At 36.0% G+C, this 18,930-nt stretch carries 19 protein-coding genes; 10 read left to right on the plus strand and 9 right to left on the minus strand.

The genetic code is table 11. The annotated features are described in order from the left end of the window. Positions 1-8: 8 nt before the first annotated feature. A complete protein-coding gene (locus CES88_RS10015) occupies positions 9-959 on the minus strand; it encodes a methylenetetrahydrofolate reductase (protein ID WP_290733924.1) in 951 nt (316 codons plus the stop codon). Between the two features lie 144 nt (positions 960-1,103). Further along, complete coding sequence (locus tag CES88_RS10020; RefSeq protein ID WP_290733925.1) at positions 1,104-1,748, minus strand: HAMP domain-containing sensor histidine kinase; 645 nt, start codon at positions 1,746-1,748, stop codon at positions 1,104-1,106. A gap of 305 nt (positions 1,749-2,053) precedes the next feature. On the opposite strand from CES88_RS10020, the gene CES88_RS10025 reads away from it, so the two are divergent. Further along, on the plus strand, positions 2,054-3,637 hold the full coding sequence (locus CES88_RS10025; RefSeq protein WP_290733927.1) for a bifunctional UDP-sugar hydrolase/5'-nucleotidase: 1,584 nt from the start codon (positions 2,054-2,056) through the stop codon (positions 3,635-3,637). Between the two features lie 20 nt (positions 3,638-3,657). Here the strand turns inward: CES88_RS10025 and nhaC are convergent, their stop codons facing one another. Continuing rightward, entirely contained in the window at positions 3,658-5,112 is a 1,455-nt protein-coding gene (gene nhaC, locus CES88_RS10030) for a Na+/H+ antiporter NhaC (protein ID WP_290733929.1), read from the minus strand. A gap of 143 nt (positions 5,113-5,255) precedes the next feature. Here nhaC and CES88_RS10035 point away from each other — a divergent pair, with 143 nt between their 5' ends. Then, positions 5,256-6,137, plus strand: coding sequence for an aldose 1-epimerase family protein (locus CES88_RS10035; RefSeq protein ID WP_290733931.1), 882 nt, complete (start codon positions 5,256-5,258; stop codon positions 6,135-6,137). Here the strand turns inward: CES88_RS10035 and CES88_RS10040 are convergent. From CES88_RS10040 to CES88_RS10050, 3 genes are all read right to left on the minus strand, one after another. Next, a complete protein-coding gene (locus tag CES88_RS10040) occupies positions 6,134-6,499 on the minus strand; it encodes a hypothetical protein (protein WP_290733933.1) in 366 nt (121 codons plus the stop codon). The two genes, CES88_RS10035 and CES88_RS10040, sit on opposite strands and share 4 nt — an antisense overlap. Positions 6,500-6,581: 82 nt before the next feature. Continuing rightward, positions 6,582-7,964, minus strand: a complete 1,383-nt coding sequence (locus CES88_RS10045) for a hypothetical protein (protein WP_290733934.1) — start codon at positions 7,962-7,964, stop codon at positions 6,582-6,584. Positions 7,965-8,360: 396 nt separating this feature from the next. After that, positions 8,361-8,846 carry a hypothetical protein gene (locus tag CES88_RS10050; protein WP_290733936.1) on the minus strand — a complete coding sequence of 162 codons (486 nt, stop codon included), beginning with the start codon at positions 8,844-8,846 and terminating at the stop codon, positions 8,361-8,363. Between the two features lie 297 nt (positions 8,847-9,143). Here CES88_RS10050 and CES88_RS10055 point away from each other — a divergent pair, with 297 nt between their 5' ends. The 7 genes from CES88_RS10055 to CES88_RS10085 all read left to right on the plus strand — a co-directional run bounded on the left by CES88_RS10055 (position 9,144) and on the right by CES88_RS10085 (position 14,358). After that, complete coding sequence (locus tag CES88_RS10055) at positions 9,144-10,421, plus strand: HipA domain-containing protein (protein ID WP_290733938.1); 1,278 nt, start codon at positions 9,144-9,146, stop codon at positions 10,419-10,421. After that, positions 10,405-10,662 (plus strand): helix-turn-helix transcriptional regulator, encoded by a 258-nt coding sequence (locus tag CES88_RS10060; protein ID WP_290733939.1) that lies wholly within the window; start codon positions 10,405-10,407, stop codon positions 10,660-10,662. Before CES88_RS10055 ends, CES88_RS10060 begins: the two co-directional genes overlap by 17 nt. A 161-nt stretch (positions 10,663-10,823) precedes the next feature. Next, positions 10,824-11,606, plus strand: coding sequence for a helix-turn-helix transcriptional regulator (locus tag CES88_RS10065; RefSeq protein WP_290733940.1), 783 nt, complete (start codon positions 10,824-10,826; stop codon positions 11,604-11,606). Next, positions 11,603-11,908, plus strand: a complete 306-nt coding sequence (locus tag CES88_RS10070; protein ID WP_290733941.1) for a hypothetical protein — start codon at positions 11,603-11,605, stop codon at positions 11,906-11,908. Before CES88_RS10065 ends, CES88_RS10070 begins: the two co-directional genes overlap by 4 nt. A gap of 76 nt (positions 11,909-11,984) precedes the next feature. Beyond that, positions 11,985-12,737, plus strand: a complete 753-nt coding sequence (locus tag CES88_RS10075) for an XRE family transcriptional regulator (RefSeq protein WP_290733942.1) — start codon at positions 11,985-11,987, stop codon at positions 12,735-12,737. A 79-nt stretch (positions 12,738-12,816) separates the two neighbouring features. Then, positions 12,817-13,095 carry a hypothetical protein gene (locus CES88_RS10080; RefSeq protein ID WP_290733943.1) on the plus strand — a complete coding sequence of 93 codons (279 nt, stop codon included), beginning with the start codon at positions 12,817-12,819 and terminating at the stop codon, positions 13,093-13,095. Between the two features lie 9 nt (positions 13,096-13,104). Continuing rightward, positions 13,105-14,358 (plus strand): Hsp70 family protein, encoded by a 1,254-nt coding sequence (locus CES88_RS10085; RefSeq protein WP_290733944.1) that lies wholly within the window; start codon positions 13,105-13,107, stop codon positions 14,356-14,358. Between the two features lie 47 nt (positions 14,359-14,405). Here the strand turns inward: CES88_RS10085 and CES88_RS10090 are convergent, their stop codons facing one another. The 3 genes from CES88_RS10090 to CES88_RS10100 all read right to left on the minus strand — a co-directional run bounded on the left by CES88_RS10090 (position 14,406) and on the right by CES88_RS10100 (position 16,909). Next, on the minus strand, positions 14,406-15,731 hold the full coding sequence (locus tag CES88_RS10090) for a type II toxin-antitoxin system HipA family toxin (protein ID WP_290733945.1): 1,326 nt from the start codon (positions 15,729-15,731) through the stop codon (positions 14,406-14,408). Continuing rightward, the gene (locus tag CES88_RS10095; protein ID WP_290733946.1) at positions 15,728-15,937 is read right to left on the minus strand and encodes a helix-turn-helix domain-containing protein; all 210 of its coding nucleotides are present in this window, start codon (positions 15,935-15,937) and stop codon (positions 15,728-15,730) included. Before CES88_RS10095 ends, CES88_RS10090 begins: the two co-directional genes overlap by 4 nt. Positions 15,938-16,348: 411 nt before the next feature. Further along, a complete protein-coding gene (locus tag CES88_RS10100; RefSeq protein WP_290733948.1) occupies positions 16,349-16,909 on the minus strand; it encodes a sugar transferase in 561 nt (186 codons plus the stop codon). 125 nt (positions 16,910-17,034) lie between these two features. On the opposite strand from CES88_RS10100, the gene CES88_RS10105 reads away from it, so the two are divergent. Continuing rightward, positions 17,035-18,930, plus strand: coding sequence for a nucleoside-diphosphate sugar epimerase/dehydratase (locus CES88_RS10105; protein WP_290733950.1), 1,896 nt, complete (start codon positions 17,035-17,037; stop codon positions 18,928-18,930).

Genomic DNA, 18,930 nt, shown 5'->3' on the forward strand with positions numbered 1-18,930 from the left:
TTCAGCTCCTATCTAAATTTCTCAACGACTTTAATCACTGATTTCGTGTCGTTCATAATATAAAAATGTAGGCATGGAACACCTGCGTCCGCTAATCCCTGACATTGCTTAATTGCCCATTCAAGACCAATATCTTTAACATGTTCCTGGTTGGACATAACTTCATCTACAAATTCATTCGGGAAATCAACATAGAAATGTTTTGGAATTGAAGCTAGTTGGTTTACATTTTTAATGATTTTTATTCCAGGAATAATTGGAACAGTAATTCCAGCATCTCGACATTCTTTTACGAAAGCAAAGTACTTTTCATTATCAAAGAACATTTGTGTTGTTATATACTCAGCTCCAGCATCTACTTTTGCCTTAAGCATTTGAATATCAAATTTCATATTCGGAGCTTCAAAGTGTTTTTCTGGGTAGCCAGCAACTCCTGTACAGAAATCGAGTGGTCTTGCTCCTGATATATCAGAAACATATTCACCCTTTTTAATTTCATTAATTTGCTTAACAAGATCAATGGCGTAGTTATTAGTGTGACGTCCATTATCAATTTTCTTATTATAATTTGGAGCGTCTCCTCTAAGAGCTAGAACATTATGAATTCCAAGAAAATTTAACTCAATAAGGGCATCTTCAGTTTCTTCTTTAGTGAAGCCAAGGGAGAGAAGATGAACACAGGTATCAATATTGAATCTATTTTGAATAATTCCACAGATCCCAATTGTCCCAGGCCTTTTTTTGAAAACTTTTCTTTCAATCGACCCATCGGCCTTCTCATTGTAGAAAGCTCCCGCTGCGTGGCTAGTTACATCAATCCACGGTGGATTATATGGCTGAAGGGCCTCAACGATATCAATTATATCTTGCACAGAGCGACCTCTTGGAGGAGGAACAATCTCGTAACTACAAAGGAGCTCTTTATTCTTTGCTTTATCTAAATGCTCAATGATTTTCATCTTTCGAATACCTATGAAATGAGAATTAAATTAAGTTCCCATTGTAGCTATGAATAGATGTTTTTGATAGGTATTTATAAAAAAAATGATAGAAGGATTTGGCCCAAGTATCTAGACTTGGGCCTTTGGTGAAAGGGGTTTAGATTAGGCGCAAAGCTCCTGAGTCGTGGGATTAATGGGGATCATTAGAGACACTTTTGTCCCTAAATTAAAGATAGAGTTTATTCTTAAGTTGCCTCTCCACTTACTGATTGTCTTCTTGGCGTGATAGAGTCCAAGTCCAGTTGAGTTCTTCGAGCTAAAGCCAAGATCAAGAACTTTAGAGACTTCGCTTGAAGCGATCCCATGACCGTTGTCAGTAATAGTGATAAGCATTCTATTATTTTTAAGTGTGCCTTTAATTTTAATGAAGCCGCTTTCGGCAATTGCTCCAACGGAATTATTTAAAAGATTAGATATAACTCGCTTAAACTCAGTCGCTTGAATATGACAAAGGGAATTTATCGCATTAGTAGAGAAGCTTAATTTATAGCTGATATCTTTATTTTTAAATTCAATTCTCTTCTCATTTAATACCTGAGAGATGAGCTCATAAGGAGAAGTACTAGTGTGGGCTTCCTTGCTTTCAAGAGAAGTAATCATATTCTCCATTCTCTTAAGCGCCATTGAAATAACCTTTTCTTCATTTGCTTCCCAAGAATCATTCATCGTCATCATCGTCTTTATTACGGCCAGCGGTGAGGCCATGTCGTGCTTAAATTGCTTAATGTGTAGGTTTTGTGTCTGCATTTTCTCTCTCCCAAAAGCTCTTATTTATTTCTGAAGCAATAAATAAAAGAAATGATGCTGTAGAGCAATGAAATATCTCACCGAGTCAAAAGCCTCCTGCCATGCTGGGATGCGTCCCATAGTGATTCACTCTAAGTAATTGTAATTATATTAACACTCTTCATTTTGTCTCATTCTCGGTGGGAGGCCATAGCTTACAGGTGAGGAAAAATTCTCCATTTGTCTCATCGTGGAGCCTAGAAATTCTAGTCAGTAGTGGGATTGACCGATTAGTTGGCTATAAATTACTTTCAAAGAGGCCATTTATGACCCAAAAGCTACTAATGTCGGTAATAGCTGCTGTAATGACTTTTTCAGTACAAGCTACAAAGATCCAAATTCTTCACACAAATGATATTCATTCCCAGCTAGATCACACTGATCACCTAGAAGAACAGGGTGGTTACGCAAGACTTAAAACGCTAATTGATTCTGAAAAGAATAAAGCGCAAAGGGATGGGATTTTCAATCTCACAATGGATGCGGGGGATTTTCTCGAGGGAAATATTTATTATCTTGCTGATAAAGGAAGAAAAGTTTTTGAACTACATGACATGATGGGTTTTGATGTTGTGACAATTGGAAATCATGACTACTTAATGGGAACAGATGACCTCGATGCAATTCTTGGAGATGTTAAACCAAGCTTTGCTTTCTTGGGGGCAAATCTCTTTACCGCAGATCGCTTCCAAAATATTCACGAACAGCTTAGACCATATACTGAGTTTGAATATGATGGAGTGAAAATAGGCGTACTGGGTTTAACAACCAACGATATTCTTTATAAGTGGCGTATTAACGAAGGTGGAATTAATAACGAGTATGATACCTGTAAGCAATACGCGAAAGAGCTTAGAGAAAGAGGTAATCATGTGATTATTGCTCTAACACATATGGGTCTTAGTAAGGATAAGAAGCTCGCGGAGAAATGTCCTGAAGTTGATGTCATTGTTGGAGGACATTCTCATCACACGTTAGAAGAAGTTCTCTATGTTGAAAATAAATTAGATAAGAGAGTTCCAATTGTTCAGACGGGGTTTCATGGGAGATTTCTTGGAAGGCTAAATTTAAACTACGATAATATTACAGGCGAAGTAACTGTTGATAAGTATAAGCTCCTTCCAGTTATTGCAGATGAAGATCCAGAAATTCTTGCTAAAATTGAAGAAACAAATGAAGACCTCTACGCCGAATATGGAGAGAAGTGGCTAGATGAAGTTGTTGGAAGAAGCGAGTTAGATTCTCCTCTTGAGGGTGGAAATAAAGACATTTGGGGTCACTTTATAAACGATTCTATGCGTGAGCAAACAGGTTCAGACTTCTCAATCCACGTTGAACCAATGTCAGGACTTAATTATCCAACCCATGCAAGTATTACCAGAAGAGACTTATATAATGGAAATCCTAGAACTTTTGAATTCGATAAGAAGTTTGGCTACAACGTCTATACTGCAAGAATTCACGGAGGACTTGTTAAAACACTTTTTAGAATTGTGATGAAGGCAGGGCTACCTCTCTATGTTTCAGGAATAACTTTTGATATTAAGAAATTTACAGAAAAGGGTTACGTCATCACAAACCTCCGATTTAAAGGAGAGAAAATAAATCCCTTTAAAACCTATTCCGTTAGTTTAAATGAAGGAATTGTTAGAGGAGGATATTCCATCAGCAAGCTGGTTAAGTTAATTCTAAAAGATGGGGCAAACTCAGGGGTCTCAATGTGGGAAGCCATGGAGAATAAGCTTTCGAGAATTAAGCTTCTTGATGAAACTTACTTAGATGATTATGGAAGAAAAGGAAATATAGACCATGTGGATAGGGGCTATATTCCCGGTATACGTTTAGAATAATTTAAATCATCGTTGAGCAACTAAGGTTGCTCAACTTCTTCAATCTTCTTTAAAATCGTCCAATTCATCGTCGCTAGAAATAGAGAAATAATCGGTGAGAGAATATTAAAAAAGCAATATGGCAGATAGGTTAGAGTTGGAACTCCAAGTGTCGCGGCATTATAGGCACCACCACTATTCCAAGGAATAAGAACAGAAGTTACTGTCCCTGCATCTTCTAGTGCACGTGAAAGGTTTCGTGGATCGAGGCCGTACTTATCATAGGCATCTTGAAACATTTTTCCTGGAACGACGATTGCTAAGTATTGATCTGAGGCCGTCGCATTTAAGACAATACAACTTCCAAGTGTCGCTCCAATGAGTGAGCCTGTTCCTCGAACCATTTTTAAAATCGCACTTGAAATCTTCGTAAGCATTCCTGTCGCATCGAGAGTTCCACCAAAAACCATCGCTGAAAAAATGAGCCAAACTGTCGAGAGCATTCCACTCATTCCACCTCTATTTAAAAGAGAGTTAATCGTTGTATTTCCAGTATCAATTGTAAAACCTTCGTAAGTTACTTTTGTGATAAGTGTATAATAGGCCTTAACAGTTGTAGCACCATTAAGAAGTTCACTCATCATATCTCTTTGAAAAATTAGAGCTGTAGCAATACCTGCGAAAACGCCAATTGTAATTGCGGGAAGGGCCGCAACTTTCTTTCTCACTAGTGCCAAAACAATGATTGGTGGTATGAAGAGCCAGATAGAGATGTCAAATTTCGTCTCTAAAGTCTTAAGCATAAGATCAACAGTCTCAGTATTCATGCTATGAGTTTCATAAGTAAAACCTAAAATAGTAAAACCAATGATGGCCAAAATAATGGCGGGCCCCGTTGTATAAATCATATGTCTAATATGGTCGAAGAGGTTTACACCCGCAATTGCCGGAGCGAGATTTGTAGTATCTGAAAGAGGAGACATTTTATCTCCAAAGTAAGAGCCTGAGATAACGGCTCCTGCCACTGCGCCAGCAGGAAGTCCGAGAGTTTGCCCGATTCCAATGAGTGCAATACCAACCGTTCCCGTTGTCGACCAGCTTGAACCTGTAGCGAGTGAGACAATGGAGCATATGATACAGGCAACAGGAAGGAAGACCGCTGGACTAATGAGCTTTAGGCCATAGAAGATCATGGCCGGAACCGTTCCACAGAGAATCCAGATCCCAATTAGAGTTCCGACGACAAAGAGAATGGTTAGGGCCGAGAGAGAGGTCGTAATTGATTGGATGATTCTCTCTTCGATATGTTGATAAGTAACTTTTAAATAAAAAATTCCAATGAGTCCTGTCACAAAGGCTGAGGTTAGTAAGGCAATTTGGTTCGCTCCACCAGTGGCGTCGTCTTTGAAGATAATAACATTCACAATTAAGAGAAAGATTAGAAAGAGAACGGGGATGAGGGCGACGAGAAGCTTCGGTTGCTTAGCCTTGTGCATTTAATGTCCTTGTTTTTTGTTTATTTAATCTTAAAGGGAATGACACTCTTTGGCAAAAATCTATTTAGAAAAGAACGTGGTATCTAGTTGGAAAATTTGGTAAAATGAAAAATGGTAATTTGATCCTAGCTTAGGAGCGAGCTTTGTCAGAATTAATCGAAATCTCAAGTGAATTCATCCAAGCAACCATTAGCACTAATGGTGCTGAGTTAAAGAGCCTCTTAGATACAGAGTCAAATATAGAATATCTTTGGCAATCTGATGGTAAGTGGTGGAATCGTTCGGCACCTATACTCTTTCCCATTGTTGGAAAACTTCTTGATGACAAGTATAGAATGGGAAATAAGCATTACTCAATGACTCAGCATGGTTTTGCGAGAGATCTTGAATTTCAGGTGGTGAGGGCAGAGTCCGATTCGGCGCACTTTAAACTTGAGTATAATGACGACACTCTAAAGTCGTTTCCTTTTAAATTTGTTCTTGAAGTTAAATTTAAAGTCTATGGGCCAAAGCTCTTCGTAGATTATGAAGTGAGAAATGTTGATCGCCGAGATATGCTCTTTTCAATAGGCTCTCACCCTGCCTTTAATATTCCACTCGATGAGAATGATAAGCCTTCTGACTATTATATAGAGTTTGAAGAAGAAGAATTTGGTGGGGCATTTTATCTTGAAAAGGGACTCGTGAATTTTCACACAGCTCCAGATAGAAGAATGCTTAACGGAAGAAGAATGCCTCTCTCAAAAGATCTCTTTAAGCATGATGCTTTAATTTTTAAAGATATTGTCTCAACTAAAGTAAGCTTAAAAAATACTTCAAACTCCCGTTCTGTTGTCATGGAGTTTGAAAATTGTCCATATCTAGGTTTTTGGGCACCTGAAGGGGCTCCCTTTATTTGTATTGAGCCATGGAGTGGGGTGGCCGATGGAGTGGATTCTAAGAATGATTTCTTTGAAAAAGAGGGGTTGATAACTTTAGAGTCTGGAAAGTGTTTCCAGACTAGTTATTCAATATTTGTAAATTAGAATTTGATAAGAGTTGTAGCGACTCCAAAGAGAATTATCATTAGTCCACCTAGCTTCGTTACAAGCTTAGTCTCTAGTTTATCAAACTTTGCTTCAATAGAATCACATCTCTTATCAAACCTCACTTCAATAGAATCACATCTCTTGTCAAACTTCGTTTCAATTGCATCACATCTCTTCTCAAAGCGAGAGGCCATATCTTTCATCTCATTACTTAATGAGTATTCAAGTTCTTTAAGATCTGGTTTGGTTGCGAAGTTCGCGTTCATAAGGTCCATCCAAGTTTTAACTGATACTTTAGCCTGTTCTGGTGTAAAACCAGCATTCTCTAGGTCTTCAGTATACCTTAAAGCATTAATCATTTCATCCTCCCGTGTAAGTACTTATTAGTAGGATAATAAGTGCATAGTGGAGTCTCTTATTCGCAGAGGTAAATGACCAAAATTATTGAGAACATTTAGAGAGTGCCCAAATATTTGAGCGATCTCTCCAGTTGAATAGATTAAACTCTAAGATCCATTTTGGATAAGAGATATACTCTTGAATACAATTATATTTAGAGTTTACGACTTCAAGATCACTGAATTTGGTAGTGAATGTATAGAAGTTACTACTAGGACCAATCTCACTTTTTAGAAGTTCTAGATTACTTCTCTTATAGACTTGCATTTCTAGCTCTGGGTAATTCCCCTTTCTATCTTTAAAAGTATAAAGATTTAACCTTTCTTCTTTTTGATAATGATACAAGAATTTATAAAACTTCAGTGGCGTATAGGCCGGTTTAAAACTAATTATTAAAGTTCCAATTAAAGATAGAGAAAAGAGAATATTGAAGCTTTTCTTATACTTTGGAAAATCAATGAGTTTAAAGAGCATAAATGTTGAAATCCATAGAAGAGGATAAATGAATCTCAACTCTTTATGACCAATCATGCTATGAAATATAAAGAAAGTTAGAACGAGTACAGACTCAAGGCGCTTTGGAAATTTTCTTATGTACACTAAAGTTGAAGCAATGAGTATAAGACCAAAAATATTTAGATTCTTTAGAATTAGAGAGAAGTATCCCCACCATGGACTCACTCCAAAAGAGCTGATCTTATCCTTTATTAAATTTTCATTTAGGTAATTAAGAGGAGTAAGTGTAAAGCTTCCATAACCTAAGCTATCAAGTGCAATTCCAGAAAGTACACCTATCAAAATAGTTGAAGCAAAGAATTTAATCCAAGTAATAGGACACATCTTTTTGGCAAATAATATCCATAGGCCAAAAGCAAGAGATAGTATTCCTGTTTGATGTCTAAGCGAGAAGGCAATACCTAGAAGAAGTCCTCCGAGCAGAAGATTCTTCTTTGTTAATTCTTTTAAGGTTATTGAAATTCCGAGTATTAAAAAGCATGTTGAAATATTATCTGATGAGGTCCTTGCACTCATGAAGACGATAGGCCAAAAAAATAGTGTAAATAAAGTGAACAATTTACCTTGGTCGTGAGATAATTTTTCTTTAAACACACTGACAAATTTTACAAGAGTAAATAAGGATATTGCAGAGGAGAGAACTCTTGCAATTAATGCTAATGTAAATGGATTTTCAATTCCAGCAAATTTAAAAGGTGCCAGCAGCAGAACATATAAGTAGGGGAGAGTCCAAGGTCTAATCTTAGTGTCTAGCTCCCAAGTTTGTAAGTGATCAAGAATTCCTAATTTAAAAAATGCGAAATCAAGAGTGTAGTATTGTTCATCGGGATGAAGAAATCCAATTGAAAATATTGCTGTAATTAAAAATACTATTGATGAGAGTAGGTAAACTCTCTTAGCTCTTATCATGACTATATCCAATTATTACTTTAAAACCATTTAGATGAAATTATACGCATTATGAGCTTCTGTAAATCTTGCTCTTTTTGAAATAAAGATATTTGTTGATTCATAAAGTTTTTGAGGTCTTTCTCCTCCAGACTACTTAGTGAACTAATAGGAATATCTCTACCTGTCAAAAAATTAAAATACCTAGTTGTGGCACATGCGTAGAAGTCTCTTGTTTTACTAATTTCTAGTCCGAGTTGGTCTAAATTATTCACTCTTGTATTTATAAAATTGTTTTCAATATCTCTATAAACAAAACTTCCGGAAGGATTAGTCTGGTGGTAATTCTTAACCGTATCAAAGAGCAGTGCTGCCTTTGGTTCTGACTGTATTGGCCTATGAAATTTTATATGTGAGCTACCTTGGTCTTTTGCTTAATTCAGATATTTTTCCACCAAAACTAATTTTTCCTTCACTTGATGACTCTAAAATTTTTGAGTTTGTATCATGTCCATCTTTATTCATATTACAGCCGCGAATAATAAGAGCATTTTGAAAGACTTCTGAGATCTTTACCGAGGCTTCACTAGCTGTAGGTATTTTATTTTCTAAAAAAGAAGGCATATTAAAATTATGAAATTTAATTGTTTTGTAAATGACCTTGCCGTCTATAAATTCTGTCCCAATCATTGGAGAGGGCTTGAAATGAGAATTATCTAGGGGCCTTAGTGGAAGATCAAATAGCCACCGAGGAGGAGACTCATACAGATTGAATAGAATGTAATTCATCTCTTTAGATGGGGACTTAGACTTTGGACCCTGATCTTTACTGTCATAGTTTGCAACAGATTTTGGAGCAACTGCTGAGAGAAGGAGTAAGGAGAGAAATTCTTTTCTATTCATATAAATGGGGTACTTTTAAACCATGTTCTCTCAAAGAACTATTCTGTATGCAGATGGCCATCTCTTAGATTTTTCAATGTGATTTTAGTTATTTACGACGTATGTATTAAAATTTATTCTTGAGAAGATTGATCCATGAAAATATTTAATAATACATTATAGTGTGTTATTAAATATGATTTCTTTAATAAAAAGCATATTATAATGTATTAATAAATTTCTTGGCTGACTTGGATATAAAAAAGTATGTTATAATGTAATATATCTTGTAAGAATATACTAAAATAGGGTGTTATAATGTATCTAAATTTGCAAATATCCAATAATGGTCAATGGCAAGATGCTGCAATACTTGAACTTACAGGCGAGCTGCCTCAGGGACTTAAGGCAAGTACCATATTACAATATCAAATAGATTACGCCTCAAGTAATCTAAATAGTAATGACTCTAGGGCGCTGTCTTTAAATGAAGTTGTTAACTTCTCACCAAAGAATAAGAATACATTTCCAGCATTTTGCTTTGATATAATTCCAGCAGGTAGAGCGAAAGAGTTTTGGCTAGATAGGCTAGATTTAGAGGATAGACCTTCAAGTAATTGGGAGCTTTTAAAGCTTGGGGCAATGACCCCTCCTGGAAATATTCGTGTAAAAGAGGCCTATGAAACTTTAGTTCAGATGGATCACCCTGGTTTTTCAAAGGATGATGTCATAAGAATGAAAGAAGAGTTTATAGACCATGCTGAAAAGTGTGGGGCTCCTATTAGTGGAAGCTCTGGTGCGAATGGGGAAGCCAAGAAATTTCTTCTAACTGAAGATATTCATGGAAGATTTCATCCGACGGGCATCATTCCTTTAGAGAAAAGAAAGAAGGAGTGGATCATAAAGTTTCCTCGAGATAAATATGATGAAGATTTAGAAGTTCTAAGGGCAGAAGATTATTTTCATAAGATTGCAATGAATTTAAACTTGAAAACTTTTGGAGAAACGAGTTTTAGTGAAAGATGTCTCTTTGTTGAAAGGTTCGATGTTTTCTACGAGAGCAGTATTGAAAATCGATATGGACTTGAATCCATTGCTTCAGCAATGAATATTGCTCAGTTTGGAAAGTCTCTTATTCATTTTGATGTTATTAAAAACCTAAAAGAACACTCAACAAGTTATGAGGCAGATCTTTTAGAGTATTTTAAAAGAGATTTGTTGAACTTAACGATGGGAAACCATGATAATCATTCTCGAAATACATCATATTTGAAAAAAAATAATGAGATCACGTTAAGTCCATTATATGACTTTTGCCCAATGTTTCTAGACTCTACCGGAGTATCTAGAACAATTCGCTGGGGAGAGTGTGAAGAGAATAAAGATGTAAACTGGAATAGGGTATTTAGTCAGCTCATAGAGCTAAAACTTTTAAGGCCAGAGAATAAAGAAATGCTAATTTCTTCACTGATTGAGATGCTTGAAAATCTCCCGGGAGTAATGAAGAGTTACGATATCTACGAAGAGATTACTGATTACATAACTCCTAGAAGAGAGAAGAACTTAGGAGGGTTAGAAAATGCGCAGAAAAGATAATGCTGAAATTCTTCTTCGTGAGCTCTATGAAAAATTAGAGGTCGGTGAAATAGAGCTACCTGATGCAATAAGATCGATGAGAAAAACTATGGGGATTACTCAAGAAAATTTTTCTAAAATGATAGGGGTTGATAAGAGAGTTTTGGCCGGCTTTGAAAATGGAAGCGGAAATCCGACTCTTAAAATAATGAATAAGATTCTTGGTGTATTTGGTCTTAAGCTAACGGCAAGAAGGCCTTGAGGAGCTAACCTTTGGGACAACATAGGCTCTATTTCAACTACTTACACTTGTTATATTAAAATTTCTTTAGCCATATATAATTATTTCAAAACCTATACGGTCAATTCCATTTATTTGCTATTAAAGAGAGATCAAACACTTCACATAAGGGCAATAGGGTTATGGACACAGTGGTATCTAACAATGAATCAATTGTTGGTGCACTCGGAGTTAGGATAAGGAGCTACAAAAAAGAGCATCCAAATCTTAGCGGAGCGCAGATAGCAAGGCGATTCAATATGACGTCATCGTCATTAAATCGAATTGAAAATGGAGACGTCCGAGTTCCAACAATCGATCAAGTCTTAAAGATTTTAAGAGGAACTGGAGCAACTGGTGATATCTTAAAATATCTAGACGAGAATTATCCTTCGATCGCAGAAACTTACCGAGAGGTTTACGATACAAGAAATACTGAGTTTGTTCCTCAGGATCTCGAATGTCATCTAAACGACAAAGATAAATTCCTCATCATCCTTCTTGCTTTAACTGGAGATGGAACAACGAGAGAAGAAGTTCTCAGAGAGTTTGGTCGCAAGGGTCTATCCGAGCTTGAGTACCTTCTTGAGAAGGGACATCTAATTGAGGAAGATGGTGTTGTTGGGAAGAATGATAAGGTTCTTACGATGGGGATGGAAACAGTTAAAAAATTGTTGGCATATTCTGTGGAAGAATGCTTTAAAACAGAAATGTGTTCAGAGAAGCTTAATTCAATATTATACAAAACTGCAGCAGTTAAAGATAAAAATGTAATAAAAAGAATCAGAGCAGTATTAAATGATGCTCGACATGAGATTGATAAAATCCTTGAGGACCCAGAGAACCTCGGTTCTGAGAGAATTTTTATTGGTATGGTTTCGGACTCTTTAATTAGCGAGTACCCAGTGGTGGGGGGTGTACAATGAAGTTTATAATTAAAGCCATAACGGTCACTATAGTATCCTTTAGTGTTTTTGCTGGACCAGGGAAAGGAGGATTGAGTGGAGGAACATCTACAAGAATTCATCAAGAGCTGGAGCGTTACAAGTATGAGGGACAAAGAGAGGTTATCGTTGGTGAGAGAACAGCTACTGCTACAGCTAGAAAAAGAGAAGTATTTTTACCAAATAATCTCATCGAAGTGAATATTAACGATCTCGAAGAGGTCACTTTGAAGGATGGCTCAGTCGTCAAGTCATACGAACTTATAGAATTCTTTAAGAAATAGTAAATAATAGGCAAGTCTGGAGTTAAAGTTTAACTCCAGACTTGTTTAATTTCTTAGCCAGTCATAAAATTTAGCAATGGAAAATAAAACGATTGCTGAAGTCTTAGCCGAACATATTTTAAATTATAAAAAAGAGCATCCTAGTTTAAGTAGTCAGCAGATTGCTAAGAAATTTGGTGTCACGAGTTCTTCTTTTAATAGAATTGAGAGAGGTGATGTATCAAGCCCGACTATTGATCAAGTCGTAAAGATTCTCGGAGGAGTTGGACGGCACGCTGAAATTGTGGGCTATCTCAATGATTATTACCCAATTATTTCAAAAACCTTTAGAGACTTCTATGTCACGGAAGATGGATCAAATTCTGGCGATAAAATTAAGCACTTCATCCAGCAAAAAGAGTTTTGCGTTATTATTCTATATTCTTTAGTAGGTAATGGCGTAAGTCGAGATGAAATTAAAAGAGTATTTGGAGAGGTTGGAGAGTCTAGACTTCAACACCTTATAGATCACAATGTACTTGCAATTAACACAAAGGGAATAATAGGAAAGATTGATTATTATATGGATATTGGAATTGAAGTCGTATCAAAAGTTGCTTGCATCGCCCTTGATGAGTGTTTTAAATTAGTTACGAAAGATTACGGCTATAGCAGAATTGATTTCAAGGCAAAAAGTGTTGATAAAGAAAAGGCTATGCCCAAAGTGGTTAATATTCTTTTAAAAGCTTCTGAGGATATAGAAAAGATAGTAGATAGTGATGAGTATAAGGGAGACTATCCAATGTTCTACGTCCTCTGCACAGACAGCCTATACCCAAAAATAAAATAACCCCGTTCTAGATCTGGAACGAAAAGTTGGCCTCTCCATTGCTTTGTATTGAACAAGGCAATGAACAAGGGAGACGCCAATGAAGAAACTATTATTAATTTCAACACTTTTCTTATCAATCTTTTCTGCAAGTGCAGATCAATCGACATCAAGAACTTACATTGTAAATACTGATGGTACGGTAACTTTTTTAAACAGAGTTATTCCAAATCAAGATGAAACAGGAAGAACGTATATTGTGAATGAAGATGGAACAATTGAGTTCTTAGATAGAATTGCTCCACTGACTAATTTTGACGTTAATACATTAGAAAATTTCCAAGTTGATATAACTGAATACTTAGAGAAGCTAAACTAAGAGGCAATTGTGGTAGAAGTATTGAAGTATACTTTAGATTTTGGAACAAGTAATACTCTTCTTGGAGCAATCACTGCGCTAGGAAGAGTTCCTTCTATTCCTCTAGATTTTAAAAATATTAATAATCCTCACGTTATTAAATCTTTAATTTACACTCCAAATGAACATGAGTGGTACTTTGGAGTCGAGTGCTATGATAAGTATCTTGAGTATGAAGGCGAGGGGCGATTCTTTAGATCCTTTAAGACATTACTTTCAAGAGAGAGTTTTGAAGGAACAATGATTCATGGAAAGAGGGTTGGAGTTGTTGAACTTGTTGCCAGATACTTGCGAGAAGTAAGGCATAGGGCGAATAGCTTCTATCAACAAGACGTGACTCGAGTTGTCTGTGGAAGGCCAGTGCGCTTTGGGGATTCTAAGAAGTCTGATGATGTCGCCCTTTCTAGATTGAAGGAGGCCCTTAGGCTTGCAGGATTTGTAGATATAGAATTTACCTACGAGCCTGTGGCCGCAGCTAGAAGTATGAAGATTAATTTAAAAAGCGAAGCCAAAGTCTTAGTTGCAGATCTTGGAGCGGGAACAAGTGACTTTAGTATTATTAATATGAAAAATGGAACATTCTCTCCTTCAGATATTCTTTCTGTTAGCGGAGTGAATGTTGCCGGAGATAGTTTTGATTACTCATTGATGAAAAACTTTATCCTTCCTGAATTTGGTTCTCGAATAAAGTACAAAAGACCAGGAAGTTCAGTTGAGCATGGAATTTCTAAAACACTTATTCAGCAAATGAGTACTCCTGCAATATTCTCTCTTATTAATGATTCGAAGATTGAGAGTTATATTGAGGACGCGCAGGACTTTGTCACAAATCCGCAAGATTTAAAGAGATTAGAAAATCTAGAGAGCTTATTTGATTCAAAGCTTGGCTTTGATCTTATGAAGGAGGTGGAACTCGCAAAAATAGATCTATCAAAATTTATGGAAAGAGAGCTTGATTACAGTAAAAATGGAGTCATATTTAAGGCAAGAATTGAAAGAGGCAAGTATGAGGAGTCTTCAAAGTATGTAGAGGATAAAGTTTTTGAGGCTTTAGAGGTAGCACTTCTTAAAGCAGAATTAAAAGACATGGAGATTGATGCAATCATCTGCACTGGAGGCAGTGTTCAAAACCCAAATTTTTTAAAACTGATCAAGAATAAGTTTGGAAAAGAAAAGGTCTTATTATCAAATGATCAATGTGATGTGGTTGGAGGGCTTAATTAAATTTTTTACGACCCTACAGAAAAGTTAATATGAAAATGTATAATGATTTAGGGGCCAATAAATAGAGACATTCTTTCTCTTATAAGAGACTTTAGTTTTTCTTTCTTATTTTCTGGAAGAAAAGACTTAGAGATAAGTTCGTCCCATAAAGAAACTTTGGACTCAAATTTCTTGTAGATGTAATTTCTTACTTTTTCTTTTATTTCAAATATATTGGCCAGTTTGTCAAAGTCTTCTCGGTTCAGTTTGTTCTTCTTGCCATTGATTGATAATGCCATTTGCTCATTGTCGTGCTCTTTGAAGTCTTCCTGGTAAATTTCAAAACTTAATAAGTCAAAGGCAGGAGAGAGGGATGCTTTCTCATTAAGTAGAACACTAATATTCTTTAGATGAAGATCAGAGTTTCCTACAATAAATGAAAATACAATTAATTCAAAAAGCCTAAGAAGCTGATCTGCTGGAGCATTTTCTGCGCAATACTTTCTTAAAGTCTTTGCTACCTTTTGGTAGCTTCCAATATATTTTCTTTCTGTAATCTGATCAAGTATTTGACAAAAGTCTTCCATGTGGATTTTTGAACCATCATCCTCTCTATCAAACCTCTTTATAAGTAGAGCGAGCTCATTACTTTCAAGAAAAACCAAAGTAGACTCTGCTGTAGACATACCATAAGATCTTGCTAGCTTTAAAATAAGATCTTCATTCTCTGGTATGTGAGGAATCTTTCCTTTAGGTTTAAGAATATAGTTTCCCGAGAGATGAGCTAGTGTTAGTCGTTCACTCTTTCCATTTTTCTGTAGGGAGAGTGAAATTTTATTTTGTACTCCTGGAATAGTGTTACCATTTTTAATATTTAGAAGGGATAGCTCATTTAAAATCTCTCTATTCAAATATATTGAAGGAGGGTTATTGCTTTTAAAGAATTGAGTAGAACACTTTTCATGAAATTCTCCATTCTCTAATTTTTCGTAGCAGTATAAGCACTTTCCTGGATTTGTGATTTTTCTTTCTTTATAAATGTCTGGAGAAGGTTCTTCTCTTAGTTCTTCAGTTGAGGACTGAACAATAGAGACTGCACCTATTGGATCCTGGCAAGTTTTAAGAAGTAAGTTAAAGCGGTCTCTAATTGGATGGTACTTCCAGTACGTTGAGGCAAGTCCTAGGATCCAACCTTCAGGGAGTAGACCATCAAAGAATCCATTAATATACTGAGAAGAAAAAGCTTCACGCTGTAAAGGGAGAGAGTAGCTTAGCGGGAGTGCGGCCATGTCTTCAAGATAGCTTTTTGAATATAAGAATATAAAGTCACCATCATCAGTTTCAGTGATCTCACCTGCAAGTTTATCCTTGTAATAGACTAGCCCTTTTTTCATTTAGTATCTCTAGTTGGAGTTAATGTAAATCCTAGAAAGTTTAGAACTTCGTTAACCTTGTCGAGCCTTAGTGTTGGCTTTCCCTGCTCTAGGCTTCTAAGAAAGCTCAAGCTTACCCCGCACCTTAGGGAGAACTCCTCTTGTGTGTATCCAAGCTTTTTCCGTTCAGTTGCTACTACTGTTGAAATTAGAGATTTTTCCTTCATTTATACATGATCGGGTATAAATGAGTGAGAGTCAATAGAATTATACTTGATTGGGTATAGAATTAGATTGTTCTATATTCTTATACTTGATCGAGTATATTTATGAAGCTTATTTAGCGTGAGTGAGTTCTTTATTTTCATTGATAGTGGTAAATTACACATATACTTGAATATTCTCTATATTTGAAGAAGCTCAATTTCAACACCTAGGAGGATGGTGAGTGATCTGGTTGGAGGGCTTAATTAATAAACAGGTATTCTTCTACGTTATAACTTGTTATTTTTTGGAAGAGAATAGTTTGTATTTTCATATAAATAACAAAGTAACAAGTAGCTTTTTTAGTTCAAAGATTAGCCGAATATAGGTTAATCCGATGTACTTAAAATGCGATTCATTGATAGCAAGAGGGATTAATGAGAAATATTATTTTTCTTTAAAACAGCAAAAGCTGTTGAGAGAATAATTTTAAAATCAAAAAGAATTCCATTATTTTCTAAGTAGAATGAATCTAATTTTGCTTTCTCATCAATTGAAATGGAATCTCTACCATTAATTTGTGCGTAGCCTGTAATTCCTGGTTTTAAGGTATGAACACCGGCCTCTGTTCTAAGTTTTATGAGATCATCTTGATTAAATAAAGCAGGCCTTGGACCAACAAATGACATATCTCCAGATAAAACACTCCAGAGCTGTGGGAGCTCATCTAAACTTGTCTTTCTAATAAAAGAACCTACTGGAGTTAAAAAGTTATCTGAGTCAGTTAAGAGGTGAGTGGCCAATTGAGGTGTATGGATTTTCATCGATCTAAATTTGGGCATCAGAAATATACAATTATTAATTCCCACTCTTTTAGACCAATATAAAGCAGGTCCTTTGCTAGTGAACTTTACAAGTAAAAAGCAAAAAACTATTAAAGGGCATAGAAGTATTAAAAGGGTGATACTAAGGAATAAATCAAAAAGTCTTTTCATGGATATAATTTACCACTTAAATATACAAAGTCTCAAGATTCTCTCTATTCAAAAGTTATATCAGCAATTAGTGTTTAATTTTCAATGATTTTATCGTAATGTTATAGCGACTCAGGACGGTTTAAATGACAATACAAGATAAGATAATCATCTATAGAAAGAGACTTATTGCGATGACGCATGATGCTCTTTGGTGTGTCGTAGGCCTACTCTTCAGTTTTTCACTTGCTTATGGGGATCTTTACTTTTTCTCCTCTAAGAAACTACATTTTTTTTCAATAATCTTAATCACTTGTTCTATTCAATTTCTTTGTTTAAATCTGTCGGGACTCTATAGAGGAATCTGGAGATTTTCCTCAACTCATGATCTCTTAAATTTAATTAGGGGTGTCACAGGCGGAGTAGCTCTATCAGCTTTGGGAATTTTCCTTTTTAATCGATTAGAAGGAGTGCCTAGATCAGTTTTTATTATCGATTGGCTTATATTAGTAGTTGCTCTTGGTGGTGGGAGGCTTGGTTATAGGATATTAAGAGAATATCTTGGAGTTAGGGCCAGCAATGGTGATCTGATGACAAGATCAATTATTGTTGGGGCAGGAGCTGCGGGTGAGCAACTCGTTAGAGATATTAGAAGAACTCCTCATTTAGGAACTAAGGTTGTTGCCTTTATTGATGACGATTTAGAAAAGAGAAATAAAACTCTGCATAAGGTTTCAATTGTTGGAGGAGTTTCTGATCTTCGACAAGCTGTAAAAGAATATAAAGCGACAAGAGTCTATATCGCGATTCCAAGTGCCACTTCATCTCAGGTCGATAGAATTGTAAAAAGCTGTAGAGATACTGGTGTAGAGTTTAAGACATTACCTCCTACAAAAGATATTTTACTTGGAGAAGCAAGTGTTGAGCAATTAAGAGAGGTTCAACCTGAGGATTTACTTGGAAGAGATCAGGTAGAGCTTGATAAGGCCTCTATTAGAAATATGGTTTCAAATGAAACGATTATGGTCACTGGTGCAGGTGGATCAATTGGTTCGGAGTTGTGTAGGCAAATTGCGAGCTTTAGTCCTAGAAAAATAATCTTCTTTGAAATGGGAGAATTTAATCTCTATCAATTAGAGCAAGATATTAAAGAGAAGTTTCCAAACCTAAATTATGAAATCTGTATTGGTGATGTGAGAGACAGGAATTCAGTTGAGAAAGTGATAAAAGATTTCTCTCCAAAAGTTATTTTCCACGCAGCTGCTTATAAGCATGTTCCTATTATGGAAACGAATCCAAATGAGGCTATCAAGACAAATATTTTTGGAACAAAGAATGTTGCCGAGCTCGCTTCAAAATATAAAGTTAAGCGCTTTGTTCTAATCTCTACAGATAAGGCGGTTAGGCCAACAAATGCAATGGGGGCAACGAAAAGGGTTGCAGAGATGGTTTGCCAGGAGATTCAAGCGAGTAGTCCTGAGACTAAGTTTATGCTTGTACGTTTTGGGAATGTTCTTGGAAGTAGTGGAAGCGTTATTCCTCTATTTAAAAAACAAATTCAAATGGGCGGTCCAGTTACTGTCACTCACCCAGAAGTAACAAGATTCTTTATGTCGATCCCTGAAGCTTGTCAGCTAGTTCTTCAAGCTGGGGCAATTGGAAAAGGTGGAGAGGTTTTTCTTCTTGATATGGGAAAATCTGTTAAAATTATTCATCTAGCTAAACAGATGATCTCACTCCATGGCTTAACTGAAGAAGATATAAAGATTGAGTTTACAGGCCTTCGTCCTGGAGAGAAGCTTTATGAAGAACTTCTTCTTGCTGGTGAAGATACCCTTCCGACAGTTCATCCACTTCTAAAAGTTGCCAAGCATAATGGGTCTCATTGTAGTGTAGATGAAATTGTTCATACTTTGAAATCTAGTGAAACTGATACTCCTAATTCAATTAAAATGAAGCTTAAAAAATTAGTTGAAGATTATGAGTACTATCTTGAGAAAGATATAGAAACAAGTGCAGAAAAGATTGAAAGCCTTCAGTAA

This window comes from Halobacteriovorax sp. JY17 (assembly GCF_002753895.1).
GTDB lineage: Bacteria > Bdellovibrionota > Bacteriovoracia > Bacteriovoracales > Bacteriovoracaceae > Halobacteriovorax.

Excerpts from the sequence above, each read along its gene's own strand:
- CES88_RS10015 (WP_290733924.1), bottom strand. The coding sequence starts at position 959 with ATGAAAATCATTGAGCATTTAGATAAAGCAAAGAATAAAGAGCTCCTT.
- CES88_RS10020 (WP_290733925.1), bottom strand. The coding sequence starts at position 1,748 with ATGCAGACACAAAACCTACACATTAAGCAATTTAAGCACGACATGGCC.
- CES88_RS10025 (WP_290733927.1), top strand. The coding sequence starts at position 2,054 with ATGACCCAAAAGCTACTAATGTCGGTAATAGCTGCTGTAATGACTTTT.
- nhaC (WP_290733929.1), bottom strand. The coding sequence starts at position 5,112 with ATGCACAAGGCTAAGCAACCGAAGCTTCTCGTCGCCCTCATCCCCGTT.
- CES88_RS10040 (WP_290733933.1), bottom strand. The coding sequence starts at position 6,499 with ATGATTAATGCTTTAAGGTATACTGAAGACCTAGAGAATGCTGGTTTT.
- CES88_RS10045 (WP_290733934.1), bottom strand. The coding sequence starts at position 7,964 with ATGATAAGAGCTAAGAGAGTTTACCTACTCTCATCAATAGTATTTTTA.
- CES88_RS10050 (WP_290733936.1), bottom strand. The coding sequence starts at position 8,846 with ATGAATAGAAAAGAATTTCTCTCCTTACTCCTTCTCTCAGCAGTTGCT.
- CES88_RS10055 (WP_290733938.1), top strand. The coding sequence starts at position 9,144 with ATGTATCTAAATTTGCAAATATCCAATAATGGTCAATGGCAAGATGCT.
- CES88_RS10060 (WP_290733939.1), top strand. The coding sequence starts at position 10,405 with ATGCGCAGAAAAGATAATGCTGAAATTCTTCTTCGTGAGCTCTATGAA.
- CES88_RS10065 (WP_290733940.1), top strand. The coding sequence starts at position 10,824 with ATGGACACAGTGGTATCTAACAATGAATCAATTGTTGGTGCACTCGGA.
- CES88_RS10070 (WP_290733941.1), top strand. The coding sequence starts at position 11,603 with ATGAAGTTTATAATTAAAGCCATAACGGTCACTATAGTATCCTTTAGT.
- CES88_RS10075 (WP_290733942.1), top strand. The coding sequence starts at position 11,985 with ATGGAAAATAAAACGATTGCTGAAGTCTTAGCCGAACATATTTTAAAT.
- CES88_RS10080 (WP_290733943.1), top strand. The coding sequence starts at position 12,817 with ATGAAGAAACTATTATTAATTTCAACACTTTTCTTATCAATCTTTTCT.
- CES88_RS10090 (WP_290733945.1), bottom strand. The coding sequence starts at position 15,731 with ATGAAAAAAGGGCTAGTCTATTACAAGGATAAACTTGCAGGTGAGATC.
- CES88_RS10095 (WP_290733946.1), bottom strand. The coding sequence starts at position 15,937 with ATGAAGGAAAAATCTCTAATTTCAACAGTAGTAGCAACTGAACGGAAA.
- CES88_RS10100 (WP_290733948.1), bottom strand. The coding sequence starts at position 16,909 with ATGAAAAGACTTTTTGATTTATTCCTTAGTATCACCCTTTTAATACTT.
- CES88_RS10105 (WP_290733950.1), top strand. The coding sequence starts at position 17,035 with ATGACAATACAAGATAAGATAATCATCTATAGAAAGAGACTTATTGCG.